The following is a 16,671-nucleotide window of genomic DNA, read 5'->3' as shown; positions in this document are numbered from 1 at the left end:
AGCGCATCGTGCCCGTCGTGGCGACCTGTGCGGCCATCGATGCGGTGTTCATCTTCGCCAGCGTTGCCGGCCTGCGCACCCTGACCCAGGCCCTGCCGTGGCTGACCACCGTGGTCCTGTGGGGCGGCGTCGCCTTCCTGAGCTGGTACGCCTGGCAGTCGGCGCGTCGCGCGCTGGCCGGCGGTGGCGGCATGCAGATGGATGATGGCGACAACACCTCGCGCCGCGCGGTGCTGACCGCCGCCGTCGGCTTCTCGCTGATCAACCCGCACTTCTGGCTGGACATGATGGTGATCGGTTCCATTGCCGAAAACTTCGGCAATGCGCGCATGGCCTTCGCTGCCGGCGTCGTCACCGCCAGCTGCCTGTGGCTGACCGCGCAGGGCCTGGGCGCCCGCCTGCTGGCCCCGCTGTTCACCAAGCCGCGGACCTGGCGGATTCTCGACGGCAGCATCGCCGTGATCCTCTCCATCCTGGCCCTGACCCTGGCGTTCCGCGGCGTGCATTGATCTCTCTCTCTCTCCGTCAATGCACGTCCAAATGGCACCGTTCGCGGTGCCATTTTTTTTCCGGGTCACCTGCGTCCGTGACTGACGCAACTGGCCGCCGCCCTCGCGATCTGTCTAGAATCGGCGATCACGGACAAGGGGTCCGGAAGGAGGGGGGGAAGGATGCGTTACTCGACGTGGGCGGCGTTGGCCGTCGTGGCCCTGTTGTGCGGGCCGGTGGGGCAGTCGGCGGCGGCCGGGCTGGACCTGGAGCATTATCTCAAGCGCGACACATTCACCGATATCAAGCTGTCCCCGGGCGGCGACTACTACGCGGCCACCGTGCCGATGGAAGACCGTACCGCGCTGGCGATCATCAGCCGTGCCAACGGCAAGGTCTCCGGTACGTTTGTACCACCGCGCAACAACCATGCAAGCAACTTCTACTGGGTGAGCAACGATCGCCTGCTGATCGGCCTTGCCGAAAAGTTCGGCAGCCTCGACCAGCCGCAGCCGACCGGCGAGCTGTACGCGATGAACGCCAACGGCGGCCGCGGCGAACTGCTGGTCGGCTACCGGGTGGAAAGCAAGGGCCCGGGCACCCGCATCCAGCCCAAGAAAGTGGAATCGGTCGCCGCGTACCTCATCGATTCGATGCCGCAGGATGAGCGCAACGTACTGGTCTCGATATGGCCGTTCTTCGAGGATCCGTATACCCGCGTGGACCGCCTGGACATTGCCAGCGGTCGTCGCCAGACCGTGGCCCGTTCGCCGGTTCGACGCGCCGAGTTCACCAGCGATCCGAACGGGCAGATCCGTTTCGCCCATGGTGCGGGCTCGGACAACGTCAACAAGTTGTACTACCGCGATGCCATCGGGGATTCCTGGAAGCTGGTCAACGATGAAGCCGACACCGGCCACATCGAAGTTGCGCTGGGCTTCTCCGAAGATGCCAAGACGGCCTATCTGCAGGTCGAGCAGGCCAGCGGTCCCGATGCGATCGTCAGCTGGGATCCCGCCACAGGTGCACGCAGCCCGCTGCTGCGCGATCCGGTGGTCGATCCGGATCGGCTGATCTACCGCCCCGGTACCCGCATCCCCGTTGGTGCGTTGTATCTGGGCGACACCCCACGCACGCGCTTCTTCGACGAGAGCTCGGCCGATGCCCGTCTCTACCGCAGCCTGGAGCATGCCTTCGGGGGCGATGCGGTATTCATCACCTCCAGCACCCGTGACGGACGCCAGGTGCTGGTGGAGGCCTGGTCGGGGCGCAACCCCGGCGATTTCTACATCTTCGATACCGTGGCCAAGAAGGCCGATCACCTGATCAGCCGCAGCGTGTGGGTCGACCCGGAGGCCGCCGCCAAGGTGCAGCCGTTCGCCTTCAAGGCGCGCGACGGCATGGAGCTGCACGGCTACCTGACCCTTCCACCGGCGGCGGCCGCCGGCAAGCCACCGATGGTGGTGATGCCGCATGGCGGGCCATTCGGTGTCTTCGATCAGGGCGACTACGACGTGGAGGCGCAGATGCTGGCAAGCGCCGGCTACGCCGTGCTGCAGGTCAACTTCCGCGGCTCCGGCCACTACGGTCGTGCGTATCAACAGGCCGGTGCCAGACAGTGGGGCGGCAGGATGCAGGACGACGTCACCGACGCCACCCGCTGGGCCATCAACGAGGGCCACGCCGATGCATCGAAGATCTGCATCTACGGGGCCAGCTACGGTGCCTATTCCACGCTGATGGGCGTGGTGCGCGAGCCGGGGCTGTACCGGTGCGCTGCCGGCTACGTCGGCGTGTATGACCTGCCGATGATGCATACCACCGGCGATATCCAGCGCAGTGGCTCGGGCAGCACCTACCTGAAGGAATGGCAGGGCAACCCCAAGGACGTGGCTGAGGTGTCGCCAGTGAACCTCGCCGACCGCATCAAGGTGCCGGTGTTCCTGGCCGCTGGCGGTGAGGACGAGCGCGCGCCCATCCTGCACACCAAGCGGATGGAAGCCGCGCTGCAGAAGGCCGGCGTGCCGGTGGAATCGCTGTATTACTCCACTGAAGGCCACGGCTTCTACACCGATCCGCATCGCCGCGAGTATTACGCGAAGCTGCTGGCCTTCCTCTCGCGCAGCCTGGGTGGCAAGACCGCTGCCGCCACCGCGCCCGCAACGCCCTGACCCCAGGACACGGCGGGACACGAACGGCACCTTCGGGTGCCGTTTCTTTTTCCGGCCGCCCTCGTATGGCGCAGGCACCCCGCATCTGCCTAGAATCGGCCAGCCGGACAGGGGGTCCGGAACGCCGGGGGGAAGGATGCGCAAGCGTGTTGTGGCCGCGTTGCTGGGCGCGGGCTGTGCGGTACTGTCTGCAGGGGCGGGTGCGGTCGATCTGGAGCGCTTCCTGCGCGAGGATGCGTTTACCAACATCAAGATCTCGCCCGACGGTACCTACGTGGCGGCGACCGTGCCGCTCGAAGACGCCACCGCCGTGGCGATCCTGCGCAGTGCCGACATGGCACTGGTCGGGTCGTTCCGCCCGCCGCGCAACAATCACGCCAACGCCTTCGACTGGGTGAGCAACGGCCGCCTGGTAATCGGGCTGGCGCAGAAGGCGGGGCGGCTGGACAAGCCGCAGGCCACCGGCGAACTGTACGGCATCAATGCCGACGGCAGGGGCGGGCAGCTGCTGATCGGTTACCGCGTGGGCGGCTTCAACGAAGGCGGCGTGGCCGCGTTCCTCGCTGACGAGCTGGCCAACGACGACCGCAACGTACTGATTGCGGTATGGCCGTTCGCCGAGAATCCCTATACCCGGATCGAGCGGATGGATGCGGTCACCGGGCGCCGGCTGGCCATTGCCCGTTCGCCGGTGCAGCGGGCCACCTTCACCACTGACAACAGCGGCGAAGTGCGCTTCGCGGCGGGCGCCAGCGCGGACAACGTGCCCAAGCTGTATTACCGCACGCAGCGGGGCGAGGACTGGGTGCTGGTCAACGACGAGTCGCAGAGCCATCGGGTCGAACGGCCGCTGGGTTTCTCGGCCGACGGCAGCCTGGCCTACCTGCGGGTCGAGCAGACCGAAGGGCCCGACGCCATCGTGAGCTGGAACCCGCAGACCCACGAACGCCGCCTGCTGCTGCGCGACGACGTGGTGGACCCGGGCGAGGTGATCTACCAGCCCGGCACCCGGGTGCCGGTGGGCGCGCTGTACTACGGCGACGTTCCGCGTGCGCGCTTCTTCGACGACACCTCCAGCACCGCGCGGCTGTATCGCACGCTGCGGGCCGCACTGCGCGGCCCCGTGTACGTCACCTCCGCCACCCGCGACGGGCGCACGGTGCTGGTCCAGACCTGGTCGGGCACCAACCCGGGGGATTTCTATCGCTACGACACGGTCGAAAAGACGGCCAGGCTATTGGCCAGCCGCAGCAGCTGGATCGATCCCGCGCAGAGTGCCGAGGTGCGGCCGGTGGCGCTGACCGCGCGCGACGGACTGCCATTGCACGGCTTCCTGACGCTGCTTAAGGGCAAGGACGCCCGCCGGCTGCCCATGGTGGTGGTGCCGCACGGTGGGCCTGTCGGCGTCTTCGATTCGGGCGACTACGAACGCGAAACGCAGTTGCTGGCCGCGGCCGGTTACGCGGTGCTGCAGATCAATTTCCGCGGCTCGTCCAATTACGGCCGCGCGCATGCCGCTGCCGGCAATCGGCAATGGGGCCTGCGCATGCAGGACGATGTGACCGATGCAACGCGCTGGGCGATCGCGCAGGGCATTGCCGACGAAAAGCGCATCTGCATCTACGGTGCCAGTTACGGTGCCTATGCGGCGATGATGGGAACCGTGCGCGAGCCGGGCCTGTACCAGTGTGCTGCCGGCTACGTGGGCGTGTACGACCTGCCGATGATGTACCAGCGCGGCGACATCCAGGACGAGCGCTCGGGGGTCAACTACCTGCTCAACTGGATGGGGCCGGCCGAGGAACTGGGGGTGCATTCGCCGGTCAACCTGGCCGCACAGGTCAAGGTGCCGGTGTTCCTGGCCGCTGGCGGCGAAGACAAGCGCGCGCCGATCGAGCACACCAAGAAAATGGAAGCCGCGCTGCGCCGCGCCGGCACGCCGGTGGAAAGCCTGTACTACAAGACCGAGGGCCACGGCTTCTATACCCAGGAACACCAGCGCGAGTACTACGCCAGGCTGCTGGCGTTCCTGTCGCGCAGCCTGGGCGGCGAGACAGCATCGGCCGCGACCCCGGCACAACCGTAACCAACCGGGGCGTCGGCGGCCCCACGAAACCGCGCCGGCACCCCCAACGTAGAGCCACGCCATGCGTGGCTGTGCACGGCCCGCGTTACTTCACCCCGTGCATCATCCGCTTCAGCAACGGCGAGCCTGCCAGGGCCACCGCAGCACAACCCAGCCCGATCCACATCAGCAACCAGAACAGGTGTTCATAGCTGGCGGCGGCCGCGGCGATGTTCATGGTTTCTCCCTCCGGCACCTCGATCGCCGCAAGCTTGCCGAACAGCGCGGCCAGCGTTTCGGAGAACGCGGTGGCCAGGAACCAGGTGCCCATCATCAGGCTGACCACACGAGGCGCGGCCAGCTGGGTCACGGCCGACAGGCCGACCGGCGACAAGCACATTTCGCCGATCTCCAGCACCAGGTAGGCCAGCACCAGCCACCACACGCTGGCCATCTGACCGGTCGCACCCACCTGCTGGGCCGCGAGCGCCAGCGGCACGAAGGACAGCGCGGCGAAGATCAGGCCGAGCGACGACTTCAGCGGCTTGGACGGGTCCAGCCGGCGGCGGTCCAGCCAGGCCCACAACACGGCAAACAACGGCGCCAGCACCACCAGGAACAGGCCGCCCAGATAGGTGAGCGAACCGGCGGTCTGCGGAATCACCAGGCAGTCGCGGATGAGCAGCACCAGCATCACCGCGACGATGGCGATGAACAGCGTGCGCGGCGCCGACGAGCCCGGGCGCTTCTCGGACAGCCGCGCGGCAACCACGAAGCCCAGCGGGGCCAGCAGCAGCGATGCGATCGACCACGGCAGCGGGGTGCCGTCGCGGATCACCAGCGAGGGCACCAGGTCCTTGGTCAGCAGGCGGTCGGTGAAGGTCACCCACGAGCCGTAGGTCTGCTCGTACAGGGTGAAGAACACCAGTGCCATGAAGATCAGGGCCATCAGCGCGATCATCTGCTGGCGCTGCACCGGGGTGCAGCGGGTACCGGTGAACCAGGCAAACCAGAGCAGCACGCCGCCGAGGACGACGATCATCAGCATGAGCGCGAGGCTGATTTCACCGCCCAGTGCGAACGCGCCGTTGGCGGCGGCCCACATGAGTGCGGCCACGGGAACGATGCCGAGCACGGCCACGCCGTAGATCAGCCATTCGCGCGGCAGGCCCAGCACGCGCTGTCGCAGTGCGGCCGCGTTGCTCGGTTCGGCATGGCCGTGCAGGTACTTCTGGCCCCACAGGAACATGGCCAGGCCGATGACCATGCCGATGCCGGCGGCGCCGAAGCCGTACTTCCAGCCGTAAGCCTCGCCGAGGAAGCCGCACACCAGCGAGGCGAACAGGGCGCCCAGGTTGATGCCGGCGTAGAACAGCGAGAAGCCGGAATCGCGGCGGGGATCGTTCTCGGGGTAGAGCTTGCCGACGATGGTGGAGATGTTGGGCTTGAGGAAGCCCACGCCCATGATGATCAGCGCCAGCGAGAGATAGGTGATGCCTAGAGCGGCCTCGTCACGCACCACCTGGCCGCCGACGCGGGTGGCGGCATGGCCTTCGAACGCCATGCCGAGGTGGCCCAGCACCAGCAGGACGCCGCCGAACACCACCGCCTTGCGCATGCCCAGCCAGCGGTCGGCGAGCAGGCCGCCGAAGACGGGAATGCAGTAGACCAGCCCGCCGTAGGCACCGAGCAGATCCAGGCCGGCCTTGTCGCCGAACAGGTGGTACTTGGTGAGGTACAGCAGCAGCAGCGCCTTCATGCCGTAGAACGAGAAGCGCTCCCACATCTCGGTGAAGAAGCAGACGTAAACGCCTTTGGGATGGCCAAGGAAGTCGTCGGAAGCGGGCAGGGCGGTGGCGGTCATCGGGCGATAGGCGACAAAACAGGTCGCGATTATTGCCTATTGGCGTGCCGAACGCGCCGCGCCGGTAGGTGCCGACCGTTGGTCGGTACGCGCATGGGGTTGCGCCAACAGCCTGGCGATTCACCGCTATCGGTCGGGGCGCGGGACGGCAGGGCCCAACGGGACACGCGTGAACCCATCCATGGGGCTCTTCGCAGCTCCTGCTGCTCAAGGTCCCGCTGGGCCCTGCCGCCCCGCGCCCTTCAGGGTTTGCGATGTCGGACCGAACGGCCGCGTAGTGCCACGCCATGCGTGGCTGCTCTTCGCAGGGTTACAGGTAGCGCAACCAGACCAGGTCTTTCCGGCGCGCCTTCAGGCGCGCGAAGGCGCGCGTCGGCCAATAGAGCGCCAGCGCCAGCGCGGCGGTGATCATCCACAGCATCCAGACGTGGTCCACACCGAAGTAGGCCCCGTGGGTCGGGCCCCAGCGCGCCTGGGCGGCCACATACAACAGCTTCAACACATACAGATGCAGCAGGTAAAAGAACATCGGCGCGGCGCCGATGTTGGCCAGCGGTGCCAGGGCACGGGCGACCCGGGGCTGTTCGTACAGGCGCAGCAGCAGCAGGCCGATGCCCAGTGTCAGCAGCAGGAACAACAGGGAAGGGGGGTACTTGGTGACGTTGAAGACGCTCATCAGGGTCTGCCCTGCGCTGGCCATGGCCTGCCACGGCGCGTCGCCGTAGACGTTGGCGGCGCGCAGCAGGACGAAGCCCAGCAGGGCGCCGCCGCCGGCCCACAGCAATCGGCGTTGGCGCAGGGCGGGATCGCCATGGCGGGCGAACCAGGGGCCGAGGGTGTAGCCGAGTGCAATGACGCCGATCCAGGGCAGCACCGGGTAGGAAGTGCGCAGGCGCAGGGAATCGCCTACGGCGATCCAGTCGCGCTGGTGCAGCACCTTCCACAGCACGGCCAGCGGACCGTCGCCGCTGGCGTGGACGCCATCGAGCAGGTTGTGCCCGGCAATCAGCGCGATGGCCAGGGCCGCCAGGGCGCCGCGCGGCAGCCACAGCAGGCCCGCCAGGGCCACCATGCTGATGCCAATGGCCCAGATCACCTGCAGGTAGATGACGCTGGGCGGGAACTGCAGGGTCCAGGCGAAGTTGACCACCAGCAGTTCCAGCAGGATCAGGAACACCCCGCGTTTGAGCAGGAACGTAGCGGCGGCGCTGCGTGGGTCGGCCTGGCCGCTGCCGTACAGCCAGGCGGACAGGCCGGTGAGCAGGACAAACACGGGTGCGCACAGGTGGGCAAGCAGACGGCTGACGAACAGCGTCGGCTCGACCTGGTCCACGACCATCGGGTCGGGCACCTGCGCGTGCAGGTACAAGGTCTCGCGCACGTGGTCGAGCAGCATCAACACGATGACGGTGCCGCGCAGCTGGTCGATGGAGGTGAGGCGGTGGGAGAGAGGGGCCACAAGCACGCCGAACGGGTGGTGTGACAGGATATAACATAACAAAATGGCATGCGCGGGTCGCTTCTCCACTTTGCCGAACGGGGCGGGAAGCGCGTGCCAATCGGCACGGGTTGCCATGCCTGCACATGAACGCTAGCGTGGGGCAGATTTTTTGCCAGCAGGGGCTTTCATGAACAACGACGACGCTGCGCCCAAACAGCTCACTTTCCGCGCGGTGGTGCTTGCCATCGTGCTGGCGGTGATTCTGTCGGCGGCCAACGCCTACCTGGGTCTGTTTGCAGGCCTGACCATCGCCACCGCCATTCCGGCGGCGGTGATCTCCATGGGGGTGCTGCGCCTGCTCGGCGGCGGCACCATCCTGGAAAACAACATCGTGCAGACCGGCGCCTCGGCCGGCTCGTCGATCGCTGCGGGCGTGATCTTCACGATCCCCGCGCTGGTGATCATGGGCTACTGGCCGGACTTCAAGTACTGGTGGGTGCTGGGCATCGCCGGTCTCGGCGGTCTGCTGGGCGTGCTGTTCTCGGTGCCGCTGCGCCGTTCGATGATCGTCGAAGACCCGCTTCCCTTCCCCGAAGGCAAGGCCGCGGCCGAAGTGCTCAAGGCCGGTGAGAACCCGGGCCCGGGCCTGAAGATCCTGGCCGTGTCCGGGGCGATCGGTGCGGTGGTGAAGCTCTGCGCCGAAAGCGGCATGCGCCTGATTCCAGACGTCTGGGCCACCTCGGCTTACCTGGGCAGCTCGAAAATCACCGCCTTCATCGGCACCAACCTGTCGCCGGCGCTGCTGGGCGTGGGCTACATCGTCGGCCTCAACGTCGGCATCGTGGTGGTGTCCGGCTCGATCCTGACCTGGCACATCGCCATCCCGCTGTACCAGGCGTTCTTCATGAACGCCGACCCGGCCCTGGCCGCGTCGATCGCCACGGCGTCGTCCACCGAAGCGGCGTTCGCCATCTGGGGCGCGAAGATGCGCTACCTGGGCGTGGGCGCAATGCTGATCGGCGGTGTGTGGACGCTGATTTCGCTGCGCAAGTCGCTGCTCAACGGCGTCAAGAGCGGCTTCGCCGCCGCACGCAAGAGCGGTGGCCCGGTGCTGGCACATACCGAGCGCGACCTGCCGATGAAGTGGATGCTGGTGGCACTGGTGGTGTTCACCCTGCCGCTGCTGGCGCTGTACCAGGCCATCGTTGGCCAGTGGCACGTGTCGATCCCGATGACCCTCATCATGATCGTCGCCGGCTTCCTGTTCGTTTCGGTCTCGGCCTACCTGGCCGGCCTGATCGGCTCGTCCAACAACCCGGTGTCGGGCATCACCATCTCCACCATCCTGTTTGCCTCGGCGGTGCTGGTGCTGCTGCTGGGCAAGGATGGCCTCACCCCGGTCGGTATCGGCGGTGCGCCGCTCGGTGCGGTGGCCGCGATCATGATCGGCGCCGTGGTGTGCTGCGCGGCAGCGGTGGGTGGCGACAACCTGCAGGACCTGAAGGCCGGCTACATCGTCGGTGCCACCCCCTGGAAGCAGCAGCTGATGCTGGGCATCGGCGCGTTCTCCTGCGCGCTGATCATGGCGCCGGTGCTGAACCTGCTGGCCACCGCGTACGGCATCGGCGTCAAGTCCGATCTGCACCCCAACGCGCTCGCCGCGCCGCAGGCCAACCTGATGGCCTCGGTGGCCAAGGGCCTGTTCGGCGGTGAACTGCCGTGGACCTTCATCGGCATCGGCGCCGTGGTCGGTGCCGCGATCATCGCCTTCGACAGCTGGCTGAAGTCGCGCAACGCCCGCTTCCGCGTGCCGGTGCTGGCCGCGGCGATCGGTATCTACCTGCCGCTGGAACTGATGGTGCCGATCTTCCTGGGCGGCCTGATCGCCTACCTGGTGGAGCGCTTCCACAAGGTGCGTGGCGACGATGAGGAAGGCCGCGACCGCATCCACAAGCCGGGCGTGCTGTTCGCCGCCGGCCTGATCACCGGTGAGGCCCTGATGGGCATCGCCATCGCCGTGCCGATCGTGATCTGGAAGCGTGCAGACATCCTGGCGTTGCCGTTCCACCTGCCGGGGGCGCAGTGGATCGGCCTGGCGGTGCTGTTCGTGGTGGGCTGGTTGATCTACCGGACCGGCAAAAAAGCCACCGCGGTCTGATTCCGGTCTGATGTGAACCCGAGAAACCCCGCTTCGGCGGGGTTTTTCTTTAAATGTTGCCGGCCAACGTTATGCCCGCCGTCCTGGCGGGCACCCTCCGGGCCGTCGCTGCGCGACGTTGAGAACGGCTCCTGCCGTTCTCTTCGGGGCTGCGAGCCAGGAATGCGTGGCCAGGCATGACGTGTGGCCTTTGCGTTTGGGGGCTTCGGACCCATAACATCGGCGTTTTGCCGTTCTGCGGAGAACCCGATGAAACTTCGTTACGCCCTGCTGCCGTTGTGCCTGCTGACCGCGCTGCCGTCGCTGGCTGCCACGCGTGGCCTGGATGTGCGCGACATGATCGCGCTGGATCGGGTTTCGGCCCCGCTGCTGACCGCCGACGGCGGCAACGTCGTGTTCGCCAAGCGCGTGCTCGGCACCGACAGCAAGGCCAGCACCGGCCTGTTCATCCGCAACCTCCGCACCCGCGACCTGGCGCCGCCCCGGCCGCTCACCCCGGCCGGCTGGAACGTCAACTCGGCCGCGCTGTCGGCCGACGGCCAGACCGTGTACTTCCTCAGCGCCAAGGGCGGCAGCCAGCAGCTGTATGCCATGCCGCTGGCCGGCGGTACCCCGCGCCAGCTGACCGACTTCGCCGTGGACGTGGACAGCTACCAGATCTCGCCGCAGGGCGACCGCGTGGCCTTCAGCGCCGGCGTGTTCCAGGACTGCGGCTCGGACCTGGCCTGCACCAGCAAGAAGCTGGACGCACACAAGGCGCGCAAGAACACCGGTGAAGTCTTCGACAGCCTGTTCGTGCGCCATTGGGACACTTGGAACGACGGCCGCCGCAATACGCTGTTCGTGGCCCCGCTGCCGGCCGCCAAGGCTGCCGCGGTCAAGGGCGCCTCGGCGATCAGCGCCACCCTGGTCGGCGACGCGCCGTCCAAGCCGTTTGGCGGGAATGACGATTTCACCTGGGCACCGGACGGCAAGAGCGTGGTGGCCAGCATCCGCGTGGCCGGCCGTGAAGAGGCGTGGTCGACCAACTTCGACCTGTACCGCCTGGACGCCGAGGGCAAGCAGGCCCCGGTCAACCTGACTGCGGCCAACCCGGCCTGGGATGCCGGTCCGGTGTTCAGCGCCGACGGCAACACCCTGTACTACCGCGCGATGAAGCGCCCGGGCTTCGAGGCCGATCGTTTCGGCGTCATCGCCCTGGACCTGGCCTCGGGCAAGACCCGCGAAGTTGCCCCGAACTGGGACCGTTCGGCCGGCGAAGTGGTGCTGTCGCAGGATGGCAAGAGCTTCTACACCGGCGCCGATGACCTGGGCGAACACCGCCTGTTCAACATCGACATCGCCACCGGCAAGGCCACGGTCGTTGCCGAAGGCGGCAGCATCGGTTCGCCGGTGATCGCCGGCGGCACGCTGGCCTACACGAAGAACAGCCTGAAGAGCGGTGACCAGATCGTGGTGGCCCAGGCCGACGGCAGCAGCCCGCGCGAGATCACCCCGAGCGCCAGCGAAGTGCTGCCGGACGTCGCCTTCGGCGATTACGAGCAGTTCCAGTTCAAGGGCTGGAACAACGAGACCGTGCACGGTTACGTGGTCAAGCCGTACAACTACCAGGAAGGCAAGACCTACCCGGTCGCGTTCCTGATCCACGGCGGCCCGCAGGGGAGCTTCGGCAACGGCTGGAGCTACCGCTGGAACCCGCAGACGTACGCGGGCCAGGGCTACGCGGTGGTGATGATCGACTTCCACGGTTCGACCGGTTACGGCCAGGCGTTCACCGACGCGATCAGCCAGCACTGGGGCGACCGCCCGCTGGAAGACCTGCAGAAGGGCTGGGCGGCAGCGCAGAAGCAGTACCCGTTCCTCAACGGCGACAAGGCCTGCGCGCTGGGCGCCAGCTACGGCGGCTTCATGGTCAACTGGATCGCCGGCAACTGGAATGCGCCGTGGAAGTGCCTGGTCAACCATGACGGCGTGTTCGACCAGCGCATGATGGGGTACGCCACCGAAGAGCTGTGGTTCACCGAGTGGGAGCAGGGCGGCACGCCGTTCGCCAAGCCGCAGAACTACGAGCGGTTCAATCCGGTCAACCATGTGGCCGACTGGAAGAAGCCGATCTTGATCATCCACGGCCAGCTCGATTTCCGTATTCCGGTCGAACAGGGTCTGGGCGCGTTCACCGCCGCGCAGCGCCAGGGCATCGAGTCGAAGTTCCTGTACTTCCCGGACGAGAACCACTGGGTGCTCAAGCCGCAGAACAGCGTGCAGTGGCACGACACCGTCAATGCGTGGTTGAAGCAGCACATCGGCGAATGATGTGGACAGCGCCGCCGAAGGGCGGCGCTGTTGTATGGGGGCAACGTCCGACGGGGAAATGTCCGACGGGGTGACGTCCGACTGGGTAACGCCCGGCTGGGTAGAGCCGACTGTTAGTCGGCTGTTGCTCGGCTGCTCCGAATTTCCCCATGCTCCGCACAGCCGACTAACAGTCGGCTCTACCCGGTCTTTTTCTCACCGCGGTTTTTCTACCGCGGGTTTTACCGCGGTTTCCACCCAACCAGGCATTCCACTACGTGAAAGCACCCGCCCTGATCCAGAACGACATCGTCGTCTTCGGCCTCATCGCCGCCACCCTGGGTGCCGTGTTCTGGACCGCCTCACGCGAGACGGGGCTGTGGAAGCGCTTCTACACCTTCGTGCCGGCGTTGCTGCTGTGCTACATGATTCCCGGCATCTACAACACCGTGGGCCTGATCGACGGGCAGAACACCAGCCTGTACAACCCGGTCGCGCGCGACATCCTGCTACCGGCGGCGCTGGTGCTGCTGACCTTGGCGGTGGACATCAAGGGCATCCTGCGGCTGGGCCCGAAGCTGATCGTGATGTACCTGGGGGCATCCTTCAGCATCATGATCGGCGCGGTGGTGGCCTTCATGCTGATGAAGTGGGCACATCCGGAAACCGTCGCCGGCGATACCTGGGCCGGAATGGCCGCCTTGGCGGGCAGCTGGATCGGCGGTGGCGCCAACATGCTGGCCATGCGCGAAGTATTCGACGTCAACGCCACCACCTTCGGCCAGTTCGCGGTAGTCGACGTGGGCGTGGGCTATGTGTGGATGGCGGTGCTGATTTTCATGGCGGGGCGAGCGGCGAAGATCGACGCACGCACCGGCGCCGACACCTCGGCGATCGATGCGCTGAAACTGCGCATCGAGAAATTCCAGGCCGAGCACGAGCGCGTCGCCAGCCTGACCGACCTGATGCTGATCGTGGCGGTGGCGTTCGGCACCGTCGGCCTTTCGCACGCCATCGCCGGCCCGGTCTCGGCCTGGTTCAAGGGCCACGTCGCCTGGGCCTCGCAGTTCAGCCTCGACGCGCCGTTCGTGTGGGTGGTGGTGATCTCCACCAGTTGCGGCCTGGCGTTGAGCTTCACCCGCGCGCGCAACCTGGAAGGGGCGGGCGCCTCGAAGCTGGGCTCGCTGCTGCTGTATTTCCTGATCGCCTGCATCGGCATGCAGATGGACCTGCTGGCCCTGCTGGAGCGCCCCTGGCTGTTCGCGCTCGGCCTGATCTGGATCGCCGTGCACATCGTGCTGCTGCTGGCGCTGGCGATCGTCCTCAAGGTGCCATTCTTCTACTTCGCCATCGGCTCGCAATCCAACATCGGCGGCCCCGCATCGGCCCCGGTAGTCGCCGCTGCCTTCCACCCATCCCTGGCCCCGGTAGGCGTCCTGCTCGGCACCATGGGCTACGCAACCGGCACCTACCTCGCCTACATAGTAGGCATCACCCTGCGGGCGTTGGCCGGCGGCTGACGTTTCGCGCGGTAGAGCGTTGGCGTTTTCATTCTCTGCGCGCGGGGGCGCGGGACGGGAGGGGGTAGCGGGGCACGCGTGAACCCCGCTCCGCGGTCCGGCCCAGCCGCTGGCGGCTGTGCGTTCAGTCGCATGCGAGGCAGTGCCTCGCAAGCAATGCGCCTTCACCCATGGGGCTCTTCGCAGCTCCTGCTGCTCAAGGCCCCGCCACCCCCTCCCGCCCCGCACCCCCAGACGGTTATGCGTCGGCGGTGGGGGAGAGCAAAAGCAGGTGGCCCTCGGTCGCGTGCTACACCCATCGCGTAGAGCCACGCCATGCGTGGCTGCCGATAACCCCTCGGAGATGTGTAGCGCCCGACCATTGGTCGGGCGACGGCGTGCAACGCCGTGTTTCGCGCGCGGCTTTAGCAGCGTGGATCTTGATCTTCGATCCGGTCGTGGGAACCCATGGGGGCGAGGGAGGGGTAGGCCCTGGCCGGACCTTGAGCAGCAGGAGCTGCGAAGAGCCCCATGGATGGGTTCACGCGTGTCCCGCCAGGGCCTACCCCTTCCTCGCCCACACGCGGAGATAAGAGCAGCCAGCGCGTTTCGCACAGATCCATCACCGTACCGACCAACGGTCGGTACCTACCGGTCAATGCAATCCGATTTCGGTCAGAGCAACCCGCGCTCGATCAACCACGCCTTGGCATCTTCCGCATCCTGCTCAAACCAGGCACGCGTCGAGCCCAACCGATACGTGTACCCCCACGCATCCATATCCGCCATCAGCTGCGCGCTGCCAACACCCGGCAGCTGTTCGGCCAGCACGATCTGCAGGTAACAGGTGGCGTCTTCTTCGGGCACCGAATCGGTGGCATCGGTGTGCACCAGTGCGCGGCGCTCCGGCGGCAGCACGATCAGGTGACAGGCCTCGTGCAGCATCGAGTGCACCGGCGTGTCGTTGCGCACGTACACGTCGCTGGCGATGATCCCGGCTTCGGGCTCGCCCCAGTAACTGCCGGGAATCGGCGCCCCATCAGCCACGTGATGCAGCTGCAGCGCGTGGCGTGCGAGTAACGCCACGGCATCGTTGAATGCAATGTCGCCTACGCGGGTGACCCGCGGTTCGGCGTCGGTGGTGGGGGTGTCCATGGCGTGTCGGTGTCGCGCCCCCGTCCGTGCGGAAAGGGGCGCTGTCGATCAGGGGTGCTGCGGGCCTTCCGGCAACGCGACGGAGATGTCGAGCACATCGTGCTCGCCGTCCTTGACCAGATCCACCTTCACCGCGTCCGCGTCGATGTTCACGTACTTCTTGATCACTTCCAGCAGCTCACGCTGCAGCAGCGGCAGGTAGTCCGGGCCACCACGGTGGCTGCGCTCCTGCGCGATGATGATCTGCAGGCGGTTCTTGGCCGTTTCGGCGGTGGTCTTCTTCGTCTTGAGGAAATCGAACAGGCCCATGCTTACCCTCCGAACAGCTTGCTGAAGAAGCCCTTCTTCTCAACAGCGGTGAAGCGCATCGGGCGCTCTTCGCCAAGGATGCGGGCAACCGCATCGTCGTAGGCCTGGCCAGCGGACGATTCCGGATCCAGGATCACCGGCTCGCCCTTGTTCGACGCGTTCAGCACGTCGCCCGATTCGGGCACCACGCCAATCGCCTTCAGGCCCAGCACCTCTTCCACGTCGGTGATGCTCAGCATCTCGCCGGTTTCCACCCGTGCCGGGCTGTAGCGCGTCAGCAGCAGGAAGGCCGGCACGTTTTCGCCGTTTTCCGCGCGCTTCGTCTTCGAGTCGAGCAGGCCGATGATGCGGTCCGAGTCGCGCACCGACGACACTTCCGGGTTGACCACGACCACCGCGCGGTCCGCGAAATGCATCGCCAGGAACGCGCCCTTCTCGATGCCGGCCGGCGAGTCGCAGATGATGTAGTCGAAGCCATCGGCCACCAGATCCTTCAGGACCTTTTCCACGCCATCCGCAGTCAGCGCATCCTTGTCGCGGGTCTGCGAGGCAGCCAGCACGTACAGGTTGTCGAAGCGCTTGTCCTTGATCAAGGCCTGCTTGAGCGTGGCTTCGCCGTGGACCACATTGACGAAGTCGTACACCACGCGGCGCTCGCAGCCCATGATCAGATCAAGGTTGCGCAGGCCGACGTCGAAGTCGATCACCGCCACCTTTTTGCCACGGCGTGCCAGCCCACAGGCCAGGCTGGCGCTGCTGGTGGTCTTGCCGACGCCGCCCTTGCCGGAGGTGACTACGATGATTTCAGCCAAAGGACTTCTCCTGATTCTTCTGTTGGGGTGCTGGCTCAGTCCAGCGCAGCAATCTTGATCTGGTCCTGCTCCAGCCATACCTGCACGGCCTTGCCGCGCAGATTGTCCGGAACATCGTCCAGTACCTTGTAATGGCCGGCAATGGCGACCAGTTCAGCATGGAAGTCGCGGCAGAAAATACGCGCCGCGGTGTTGCCTTGGGCACCTGCCAGGGCACGGCCCCGCAGCGTACCGTAAATATGGATGCTGCCATCGGCGATCACCTCGGCGCCGGCGCCGACCGTGGCCATGACCGTCAGGTCGCAGTTTTCCGCATACAACTGCTGGCCCGAACGCACGTTGCTGGTCTGCATGCGGCCCGGCTGCGGCGCGCGGGCCGCGTCCGTGGCCGCTGCAGCCGGCGCGGCGGCCGCGCG

General features: G+C 66.6%; 12 protein-coding genes. 6 read left to right on the top strand and 6 right to left on the bottom strand.

Annotated elements, in window-relative coordinates:
* From ACREPD_RS18260 to ACREPD_RS18250, 3 genes are all read left to right on the top strand, one after another.
* Nucleotides 1–509: LysE/ArgO family amino acid transporter (locus ACREPD_RS18260; RefSeq protein WP_431600639.1), on the top strand; the 509-nt coding region annotated here is incomplete at its 5' end.
* 162 nt (nucleotides 510–671) lie between these two features.
* Complete coding sequence (locus ACREPD_RS18255; RefSeq protein ID WP_431600638.1) at nucleotides 672–2,660, top strand: alpha/beta hydrolase family protein; 1,989 nt, start codon at nucleotides 672–674, stop codon at nucleotides 2,658–2,660.
* Nucleotides 2,661–2,796: 136 nt separating this feature from the next.
* Nucleotides 2,797–4,746, top strand: coding sequence for an alpha/beta hydrolase family protein (locus ACREPD_RS18250; RefSeq protein WP_431600637.1), 1,950 nt, complete (start codon nucleotides 2,797–2,799; stop codon nucleotides 4,744–4,746).
* Nucleotides 4,747–4,831: 85 nt separating this feature from the next.
* Here the strand turns inward: ACREPD_RS18250 and ACREPD_RS18245 are convergent, their stop codons facing one another.
* Together ACREPD_RS18245 and ACREPD_RS18240 are read right to left on the bottom strand one after the other, a co-directional pair.
* A complete protein-coding gene (locus ACREPD_RS18245) occupies nucleotides 4,832–6,589 on the bottom strand; it encodes a peptide MFS transporter (RefSeq protein WP_431600636.1) in 1,758 nt (585 codons plus the stop codon).
* 310 nt (nucleotides 6,590–6,899) lie between these two features.
* On the bottom strand, nucleotides 6,900–8,048 hold the full coding sequence (locus ACREPD_RS18240; protein WP_431600635.1) for a DUF1624 domain-containing protein: 1,149 nt from the start codon (nucleotides 8,046–8,048) through the stop codon (nucleotides 6,900–6,902).
* Between the two features lie 169 nt (nucleotides 8,049–8,217).
* Here ACREPD_RS18240 and ACREPD_RS18235 point away from each other — a divergent pair, with 169 nt between their 5' ends.
* From ACREPD_RS18235 to ACREPD_RS18225, 3 genes are all read left to right on the top strand, one after another.
* Entirely contained in the window at nucleotides 8,218–10,188 is a 1,971-nt protein-coding gene (locus ACREPD_RS18235) for an OPT family oligopeptide transporter (protein ID WP_431600634.1), read from the top strand.
* 249 nt (nucleotides 10,189–10,437) lie between these two features.
* Nucleotides 10,438–12,501 carry a prolyl oligopeptidase family serine peptidase gene (locus ACREPD_RS18230; RefSeq protein WP_431600633.1) on the top strand — a complete coding sequence of 688 codons (2,064 nt, stop codon included), beginning with the start codon at nucleotides 10,438–10,440 and terminating at the stop codon, nucleotides 12,499–12,501.
* A gap of 257 nt (nucleotides 12,502–12,758) precedes the next feature.
* Entirely contained in the window at nucleotides 12,759–14,000 is a 1,242-nt protein-coding gene (locus ACREPD_RS18225) for a DUF819 domain-containing protein (protein ID WP_431600632.1), read from the top strand.
* A 654-nt stretch (nucleotides 14,001–14,654) separates the two neighbouring features.
* Here ACREPD_RS18225 and ACREPD_RS18220 read toward each other — a convergent pair.
* From ACREPD_RS18220 to minC, 4 genes are all read right to left on the bottom strand, one after another.
* Nucleotides 14,655–15,134: a hypothetical protein gene (locus tag ACREPD_RS18220; RefSeq protein WP_431600631.1), complete on the bottom strand. Its 480-nt coding sequence runs from the start codon at nucleotides 15,132–15,134 to the stop codon at nucleotides 14,655–14,657.
* Between the two features lie 48 nt (nucleotides 15,135–15,182).
* Nucleotides 15,183–15,443: a cell division topological specificity factor MinE gene (gene minE, locus ACREPD_RS18215; RefSeq protein ID WP_313343529.1), complete on the bottom strand. Its 261-nt coding sequence runs from the start codon at nucleotides 15,441–15,443 to the stop codon at nucleotides 15,183–15,185.
* Between the two features lie 2 nt (nucleotides 15,444–15,445).
* Complete coding sequence (gene minD, locus ACREPD_RS18210) at nucleotides 15,446–16,255, bottom strand: septum site-determining protein MinD (protein ID WP_431600630.1); 810 nt, start codon at nucleotides 16,253–16,255, stop codon at nucleotides 15,446–15,448.
* Between the two features lie 35 nt (nucleotides 16,256–16,290).
* The coding region (gene minC, locus ACREPD_RS18205) for a septum site-determining protein MinC (protein WP_431600629.1) at nucleotides 16,291–16,671 on the bottom strand (381 nt) is incomplete at its 5' end.

It is taken from the genome of Stenotrophomonas sp. (assembly GCF_050737075.1).
Lineage (GTDB): Bacteria > Pseudomonadota > Gammaproteobacteria > Xanthomonadales > Xanthomonadaceae > Stenotrophomonas.
This window is presented reverse-complemented; position numbering and strand designations above follow the sequence as displayed.

What these genes read in the sequence shown, in the direction of transcription:
- ACREPD_RS18255 (WP_431600638.1), top strand. Translation starts at nt 672, where the DNA reads ATGCGTTACTCGACGTGGGCGGCGTTGGCCGTCGTGGCCCTGTTGTGC.
- ACREPD_RS18250 (WP_431600637.1), top strand. Translation starts at nt 2,797, where the DNA reads ATGCGCAAGCGTGTTGTGGCCGCGTTGCTGGGCGCGGGCTGTGCGGTA.
- ACREPD_RS18245 (WP_431600636.1), bottom strand. Translation starts at nt 6,589, where the DNA reads ATGACCGCCACCGCCCTGCCCGCTTCCGACGACTTCCTTGGCCATCCC.
- ACREPD_RS18235 (WP_431600634.1), top strand. Translation starts at nt 8,218, where the DNA reads ATGAACAACGACGACGCTGCGCCCAAACAGCTCACTTTCCGCGCGGTG.
- ACREPD_RS18230 (WP_431600633.1), top strand. Translation starts at nt 10,438, where the DNA reads ATGAAACTTCGTTACGCCCTGCTGCCGTTGTGCCTGCTGACCGCGCTG.
- ACREPD_RS18220 (WP_431600631.1), bottom strand. Translation starts at nt 15,134, where the DNA reads ATGGACACCCCCACCACCGACGCCGAACCGCGGGTCACCCGCGTAGGC.
- minE (WP_313343529.1), bottom strand. Translation starts at nt 15,443, where the DNA reads ATGGGCCTGTTCGATTTCCTCAAGACGAAGAAGACCACCGCCGAAACG.